Here is a 7,487-nt window from a genome sequence, read left to right as displayed (position 1 = left end):
CACTGGGCAATGTTGTTGGTCAGTTCCTGGAGGGCGCCGAAGGGACAGAGCCAGCCGCAGAAGGGACCGCGGCCCCAAAACAGCAGCGCTGCCGCGACCGCGGCCCAGAGGATGAAGATCAGCGGTGCCGCGAGGAAGAACTCCCAGTTGAAGTCGGTGATGAGCGAGTTCGTGAAGGTGAGGACGTTGACGACCGAGAGCTGGGCATTGGCGTACCAGCCGAGCCAGACCAGCGTGAACGTCAGGTAGGAGCGCCGGACCCAAACGTAGATCTTCGTACGGCGGACCAGGTTGTCCTGGAAGAAGAAGATGGCAGACAGGACAAGGAGAGCGACGGCGGCGATGCCGATAGAGACGGTGTTCGTCTTCCAGATCTTGAGCCAGAGCGGCTCCTCGATCTCGCCGGCCGCGAGCGCGTCCGCATCGTTCAGCGATAGCTCGGCGGGTGTGGCAGGAGGCGATGCAGTCGGTGCGGGGGTGCTTGGCTGCCCTTGGGCTTGCGCTTGAGCGGGGGGCGCTGCTTGGGCAGGGGGCTGCTCGATGCGTAGATACTGTTCCGGCAGCGTGTATTCGAGGTTGTAGGTCAGGAAGGCCCTGTCACGGGCGCCAATGTTGCGTTGGACGAGCAACTGCACCTGCCACGGCTCGGTGAGATCAAGCTTGAAGTCCTCGGGCGCCACGAACAGGGCAATCTCGCGCAGGTCGGGCGCACCGTCAGCGGCCAGCGCCCCGAGGCGAGTGTGGTTGCGGTCACGGAATCGGATGCCCTGGCCGTCCTGGAGCAGTTCGATGCGGTCGAAGATGCCGCCGCGGACATAGCCGGAGCCCTTGAACGAGTAGGCGCCGTCGCCGGCCACGACGATGGCCTGCTGGTCCGGCTTGAGCCGCGCCTTGAGTTGCTCATAGGCCGTGTCCCCGAGCAGGCTGCGTCCGATGGTGGGGACGCTTACGGGGGCGAGGTACAGGTCGATGAAGGTGTCATTCAGATCGGCCGTCTCGGCGTTGTTCGCCGCCTCCTGATTGCCTGCCTTGGCGTAGGCCTCGTTGACCTCGCCGACGGTCAGCGACAGGCGCCGGACCGAGCCATCCCCGAGAAGGGTCTGCCAGTCGCGGACCTCGCTCCTCGTCAGGTCGAGGGTTTTGATGGCCGGGGGAACCGCGGCGACCGCGGGAGCGCCTTGGGCGGCGCCGAGGCGGCCGCTGCGGATGAGCCGCACGGCGGAGCGCACCACGCTGTCGCCCATGACGAGCACGGTCACGGTCGCCCCGCTGACGATGTCGACCTGGGGCGGGCGCTCGGCCCCGGTGGCGACAGCCTTCATGTCACGCCCGATGAGGGTGTTCACGGCATCGACGATGCGACGCTCGGGAATGCCGATGAGGACGATGGGTTCCTTGTGGTCGACGAGCTTGATCCCGGTGACGACGCCGTTCGGATCGATGCCCACCAGCATGTGAATCGGCTTGCCCGAATAGCCGACCGCGCTTGTGATGTCGGAGTTCAGGTAAACGTAACCGAGCAGACGGTCGCCCTGGTGGACGGGGACGAGCGGCGGATCGCCTTGGGGCGCTCCGAAGCGGTCCGCTCCGGGAATGAAATCGGCCGGCTGTGCCTTGGGGAGGAACTCCTGCACGCGCCCCGCCGCCATGCCGGGAGCCGTCGTCCAAAGGAGCATCGCGGCACCGAGCAGGGCCACGATCCAAAGCAGCTTGAGAACAGTATTCGCAAGGTGTCTGGCGGACTCGGGCGACTGCGATTTTGCCAACGGGGGACCGTCCAGGATAGCGTTTGTGCTTCTGAACAGAAAAACGCTAACGGCTTTCAATCGGACTGATTCCGACGGGAGCGCGCGATCTTTCCGGGGCCGTTGAAATCGCTCTCGCATGGCCCGGAACCATCATGCTATTGGATAATCGGGCGCGCATTGACTTACGTCAAACTGTCGGAAGTGAGGGTGCCCGTCAACCTCTCGCGCCGATTTTTCGACTCAGGGAGATTCCCATGCCATTGCTGAAGCAAGAACCGCCTGGTCCTGTGAAGTCCCTGGCGGAACTGTTCGCCATTGCCGCCGCCATGGAGCAGGAGGCGGCAACCCGCTATGCCGAGATCGCCGCGCGCATGCGCAAGGAGGGCGATCCCGCGCTGGCTGAGCTGTTCGAGCGCCTGTCCGCCGACGAACGGGGCCACCTCAACAGCGTCGTGCACTGGTCGCAGAGCACCAAGGGGCAGGCGCCCGATCCGGTCCGGATCCGATGGGAACTCCCGGAGACGTTCGACGACGAGGGCGCGGCGACGGCCCACCCGCGCCTCCTGAGCGCCTACCGTGCGCTCTCGATGGCCGTGCGCAATGAGGAGCGCGCCTTCTCCTTCTGGACCTATGTCGCCGCCCATGCAGAGGCCCCCGAGATCCGCGAGGCGGCGGAGGCCATGGCCCACGAGGAGCTGGGACACGTGTCGATCCTCCGGCGCGAGCGGAGGAGAGCATTCCATGCCGAGCGCCACCGCACCGATGAAGGTGACCCGAAGGATGCCACGAGCCTCGCCGCCCTCGAGCGGCATCTCGCCGATCTTCTCGAACCTCTCGCGTCCGCCGCTCCGGCTCCGGAACGGATACGTCTGGAAGGATTCGTGGAGGAGGCGAGACGCCATGCGCGGGAACTTGACCTTAACCCTGCCACTTCGGGAGGCGTGGAGGCCAGACACAAGTCTCCGAACGATCCGGTGGCGCTCGCCGAGCTGCTGGCCGAACGTTACCTGGAAATCGGGGACATGGCCGACGACGAGGCCACGCTGGGACGCATGCAATCCTTGGCCGGGAATGCCATTTCCCGCCTGGCATGGCTGAGGGACGACCTGCCCGAGCTGCACCGATAGATCTGGAACTCCCGGGATGTCGAACTCCCTTCGCTTCAGTGCCCCACGGTCATGGTTCCTTCCAGACTGACCTTTTCGAAGTCGTCAACGAGGATGTCCACCTTCACCTTCCACGCCCCCGCCACCGGCAGCGCCAGGGATGCCACTTCCCATCCATCGGTCCCCACCTTCCTGGCCTGGCGCGAGATGGGTTCGATCCCGGCATCCGGTTTTTCGAGGTGAAGCGTGATTTCCTTCGGGTTCATCGGTTCGGCCTGTCCGGTCGCGATGACGATCCGTACTCGCGTGCCCCCTGCACCTCCCTGCGAGAGGGTCAACTGTGCCATGAGCTTGTTCGAGTGCAGGTGAACGCTTGCCGAACGCGAAGCCTCGGAGATGGCCGCGATCGCGCGGGGTGGCGGGGTGACGCGCCACAGTCCCACCAGCGCGAGGATGGCGAGGCAAAGGATGATCTCGGCCTTGATCGACCGCGCCAGCCATTTGGCTCCGGAGCCGTCCGGAATGGTCATGGCGGGCGTGAGCCAAAGACGGTTCAAGGCGGCCAGGACGAGCAGGGTGCCCACGAGCAGGGTCTTGGCGATCAGGACCTGTCCATAGGTGGTGTCGATCAGATTCGCTGGTGACCCCATCTGGATCACGGTCAATGCAATTCCTGCGAGCGTAAGTGCCGCGACTGCGACGAGGGCACCCGTGGAGAAGCGCCGCACGATCGGGAACGCCGCTTCCGGCGACTTGCGGATGGCGACCAGAAGCGGAAAGAGGGCACCTATCCAGTAGGCGACCCCCACGGCATGGATGAAGACCGCGGGCCGCGTCACCCATTGCGGGGCTGCGGCACTGGCGTGGCCGCTCAGGGAAAGCGACAGGCCGAGCATTCCCATGGCGAGAAGGCTGCACACACGTCTCCATCCCGAAGGCCCCCGCAGCGAAAGCCATCCGAGAAGTAGCGCCGCCGTTCCGGCTGCGACCGTCATCCCATAGGAGGTTGCCCATCCCGCAGCCCACGTGGCTGCGGACGCCATGTCGGTGAGGACACCGCCCAAGGCATCGACGCCCTGCAAGCCCAGCGATGCCGAGCATGCAAGGAACCCTGTGGCCATCAAGGCAACGAGCGCATGGTCCGTTCCCCTTCCGGCGAGGCCGGGAGCAAGCCATGCGCGGAAGAACGCGCCTCCCACTCCCGCAAACAGGCCGATGTACACGATCGTACGGGCTAGAACGATCGGGATGCGGACACCTTCCCCTTCTGCCCTTGGACGCGTCCCGGTCTCCGTCGGTGCGCCGATCGAGAACACGACGGACCCGCCGATCGGATGGCCGTCACCGGAATTCACGCGGTAGCTCAGGATATGGCTGCCCCGGGGCATGTCCGGCGGCACGGAGATCTCGAGCACCTCGTTGCGTGCAAGTGTCTTGAGCACGTGATGTCGCCGTCCCCGTGCGTCCGTCAAGCCGATGACCAAGGGCGAAACGGGCTCGTTGAAGCGAAGGCGCACCATCGGCGGCACGCCATCCAGGACGGCTCCATCCGCGGGATGGGACTCCACGAGTGCCGCATGGGCGAACGCCGCATTGGCGCCAAGCAGGCTCCCGAGCGCGAGCAATAGCATGATGAGGATGGCGCGGGTCATGGCCATGCGGGGAGCCGTCACGCGGCTCCCCGCTCCCTTGTCAGTGCGTGGCCTTGGCGGGCAGGAGCTTCAGCCCCGGGGCCGGATACTTGTAGTCGTCGGCGCTCTTGCCTTCCGCAGGGATCTCGATCCAGCGGTCCGCCTTGCCGTCCCCGCATTCCTGCACGATCGGGATGTAGAGCATGGTGCCCGGCTTTAGGCTGTCCGTGAGGTGGGCGCGGAAGACGAACTCGTCGTAGTGCTCGTCGAGCAGCTTGCCCGTCCACACGATCTCCCGTACGCCCTCGGTCAAGGGCTCGCTGTGGTAATCGTACGCCTTCCCGTAGGGAGCCTTGACGGTCTCCATTTCCCAGCCGGGCTTGGGCATCGGCTTGACGTTGATGACGCCTTCGGGAATGCGCACGCGCAGCTTCAGGGTCGGCGCGCCCCCGCAGCCGTGGCCGACGCGCAGAACTGCCTTGTACGCGGAGGCAACGGGGGCCTGCTGTGTCTCGAGGGTGGTGTGGGCCTGGGCCGCGCAGGCGAGCGAGAGGAATGCGGCTACAAGGGCCCCGCGGGAACGGATCGTAATCATGGTCTTGTCCTGTCTGTGAGAGGGGTGTCGCGTCGTGTCGGTCAGGCTGACAACGGCGGCGCCCTCGCACCGACGGGATAAGGAGGCGGGATGCGAACGTCGGCTGGGCCTGCTGCCCCGACGAAGGTCACGACGGTCGTCGCGAGAGAAAGTGGCCAGGGCCCGGTTGATGGCGGCGCCGACAACCCCGGGATTTGGCTGAGGATGCAGCAGGCTTGGACGTGTCCGGCATCCTTGACGGGTTCGCTTGGGCCATGGCCACCTGCATCATGCGAATGGTGCAGGCTCACCGTCCCGGCGGTCGGTGGAGCAGGCATAGCGCGGCCCGCCCCGAGGGACATCAGGGCGATGTGGATGATCAGAGACATGACCGAGGCGAAGGCCGCTGCCCTGGTCACGCTCAGAACCTTCCGAGATGGCCACATCGTGCGTCACCTCGGCTGGAGTGTCTGGGGTTCAACGGACGCGCTCTCCGGGGGTGGTCCACGGCGTTCGCGCAACCGGGCGAAGACGAGGCTCGCGGCGAAGGATGCCAGCGCGGCGATCGTGAGAAGACCGCTCCCTTTGCGCCCGGAGTCCCACCCCATGAGGCCTCCGCCTGCCCGCAGGGCGACCGAAAGGTGCAGGAGCGCGAGCGGCAGGTAGAGGACAGGGGCGTAGCGGAGGTTAACGCGGGCCACGGCAGGCAGGATGACGAGCGCATGACCGAACACCGTCGAGAGGACGAAACCGACCAGGACCGCGTGCAGCGTCACGTCGTAGCCGAAGGCGCCACCAGATGGAGAGGCGATCAGGACAAACCCGGCTATGGCGAGCCAGACGTAGCCCGCCAGCATGCAGGAGGCCGTGAAGCGAGCCTGCCCGGTCCCGCGCACGTCCAGGCGGGCAATGTCGTGCCGCAGGAACCACAGGGCGGTGACGAGCAGGGCGGCACCATAGAGGATCGCGCCATTCCCGGTCGGTAGCCCGTTGCGCGCACCGACCAGGAGCAAGCCAAAGGCAAACAGGAACCACGCCTCGACGCCGCGGTGCTGCGGCATCGGCCGGCTGAGCTCCATGCGTTCGCCGACGATCGTGACGATCAGGAAGGTCAGCCACCAACCCGACGCATCCGCTCCCCCCATGCCTGCGAGCCAGAGCACGTTACCTGCGAGCCATGCCAGCGCGCCGAACAGGAGGGCACCGGTGGGAAGGCCTGGCTGCCGGATCGTGGCCGACAGCGATCCCCCTGCCAGTGCCGCCGCTGCGGCAGCGTATGCGCCCGCCCCGAATTCCATCGGTGCGCCGATGACCAGGCCAAGCGAACCGATGCCAGCGAGGACCGGGGCTGAGTAGGCCCATCGGCGACCATCAGCGACGGCCCGCTCCAGGCTGATCAGCATTCCGAACACACCTGAGATCATCAACGGCCCGTGAATGGCTGCGAGCGATGAACCGTGGGGCAACGTCCATCCGAGCCGCCACAGCGCCCCGCACAGGCCGGTGATCAGGGTGAAGATTCCGAAGGCAAGCAGGATAAGGCGGAGTCCCTTGATGCCCCTGGCGGATCCTTGAGGGACCGAGGCGTCAAGCGAGGCCCTGCTGGATGAGGATACGGCGCACATTAGGGATCCTGCGGATTACATTGACGCCTGACTGCTGACGACAGCGCGACCATGGCCCGTCGGATGAAGGTCGTCTTTGACACCGCGCAAACAGGACGCCGATATGTCCGGAGCATGGTTTCTGGCTGGTTCCGTGGATTAACACACGGTACCGACGCCTCAATCTTGCGGGATGAGGGACGTGCCCGAGCAGGACCGTTTCAGAGGTCGTGTTGCCGCGGACGGGATCGTGGCATCCGCACGTCTCCACTCTCTGAAGCGGAGTGGGAGGCGCCTGGACAGCCGGATGCCATCATCCGCGCAGGGTTACCCTAAGTACAATTCCTGAGTGGAGCGCTCCCACCGCCCTTGGCATCGTCTGCACACGGGCAGACTGCATCCCGTGTCGTGCCGGAAAGAAAGCAAGCAAGGATGCCCATGCCCCAAACCGCGGAAGGCCTTATCATGGTCGGTAATGGTCTTTCGGCCCGAGCCTCCTTGGGGGCACACTTGAGTTGGCGGCCTTGCCGCGTGCGCGTACGAAAGTGGCTGTACGCTTGTGCCTGTCCTGGCCCCCGCCCGAAGCTGGAACCTCGATGGAGCTTGAGCGTTGTCACCGACTCGTGAACTCCCTTCTGAGCATTTCCGAATGCGATCAGATTCACTGGAAACCGGCAGGAAAAAGCGTGAGGCGTTCACGTTCCTCATCCTTGCCGTCCTGATCTGGCCCTTCATCGCCGTCGGTGTCGTCGCGGGCTGGGGGTTCCTCGTCTGGATGTACTACCTGTTCACCGGACCGCCCGGTCCGGTCTGACAGGGTCTGT

At 65.5% G+C, this 7,487-nt stretch carries 7 protein-coding genes; 2 read left to right on the top strand and 5 right to left on the bottom strand.

Annotated features, from left to right (window positions below):
* On the bottom strand, positions 1–1,676 hold a 1,676-nt coding region (locus ILT44_RS06675; protein WP_239467965.1), incomplete at its 3' end, for a 4Fe-4S binding protein.
* A 326-nt stretch (positions 1,677–2,002) separates the two neighbouring features.
* Here ILT44_RS06675 and ILT44_RS06670 point away from each other — a divergent pair.
* Complete coding sequence (locus ILT44_RS06670) at positions 2,003–2,875, top strand: ferritin-like domain-containing protein (RefSeq protein ID WP_204238793.1); 873 nt, start codon at positions 2,003–2,005, stop codon at positions 2,873–2,875.
* A gap of 35 nt (positions 2,876–2,910) precedes the next feature.
* Here the strand turns inward: ILT44_RS06670 and ILT44_RS06665 are convergent, their stop codons facing one another.
* The 4 genes from ILT44_RS06665 to ILT44_RS06655 are packed head-to-tail and all read right to left on the bottom strand — an operon-like array spanning position 2,911 to position 6,684.
* A complete protein-coding gene (locus ILT44_RS06665; protein WP_204238792.1) occupies positions 2,911–4,527 on the bottom strand; it encodes a copper resistance CopC/CopD family protein in 1,617 nt (538 codons plus the stop codon).
* A gap of 19 nt (positions 4,528–4,546) precedes the next feature.
* Positions 4,547–5,080: a YcnI family copper-binding membrane protein gene (locus ILT44_RS06660; RefSeq protein WP_204238791.1), complete on the bottom strand. Its 534-nt coding sequence runs from the start codon at positions 5,078–5,080 to the stop codon at positions 4,547–4,549.
* Positions 5,081–5,121: 41 nt separating this feature from the next.
* Positions 5,122–5,505 carry a DUF2946 family protein gene (locus ILT44_RS31860; protein WP_372441142.1) on the bottom strand — a complete coding sequence of 128 codons (384 nt, stop codon included), beginning with the start codon at positions 5,503–5,505 and terminating at the stop codon, positions 5,122–5,124.
* Positions 5,506–5,511: 6 nt separating this feature from the next.
* A complete protein-coding gene (locus tag ILT44_RS06655) occupies positions 5,512–6,684 on the bottom strand; it encodes a DUF8744 domain-containing protein (RefSeq protein WP_204238790.1) in 1,173 nt (390 codons plus the stop codon).
* Positions 6,685–7,312: 628 nt separating this feature from the next.
* On the opposite strand from ILT44_RS06655, the gene ILT44_RS06650 reads away from it, so the two are divergent.
* Positions 7,313–7,477: a periplasmic nitrate reductase, NapE protein gene (locus tag ILT44_RS06650; RefSeq protein ID WP_204238789.1), complete on the top strand. Its 165-nt coding sequence runs from the start codon at positions 7,313–7,315 to the stop codon at positions 7,475–7,477.
* Positions 7,478–7,487 lie beyond the last annotated feature (10 nt).

Source organism: Microvirga arvi (assembly GCF_016892765.1).
Taxonomy (GTDB): domain Bacteria; phylum Pseudomonadota; class Alphaproteobacteria; order Rhizobiales; family Beijerinckiaceae; genus Microvirga; species Microvirga arvi.
This window is presented reverse-complemented; position numbering and strand designations above follow the sequence as displayed.

Coding starts and splice junctions, on each gene's coding strand:
- ILT44_RS06670 (WP_204238793.1), top strand. CDS start 2,003: ATGCCATTGCTGAAGCAAGAACCGCCTGGTCCTGTGAAGTCCCTGGCG.
- ILT44_RS06660 (WP_204238791.1), bottom strand. CDS start 5,080: ATGATTACGATCCGTTCCCGCGGGGCCCTTGTAGCCGCATTCCTCTCG.
- ILT44_RS31860 (WP_372441142.1), bottom strand. CDS start 5,505: ATGTGGCCATCTCGGAAGGTTCTGAGCGTGACCAGGGCAGCGGCCTTC.
- ILT44_RS06655 (WP_204238790.1), bottom strand. CDS start 6,684: ATGTGCGCCGTATCCTCATCCAGCAGGGCCTCGCTTGACGCCTCGGTC.
- ILT44_RS06650 (WP_204238789.1), top strand. CDS start 7,313: ATGCGATCAGATTCACTGGAAACCGGCAGGAAAAAGCGTGAGGCGTTC.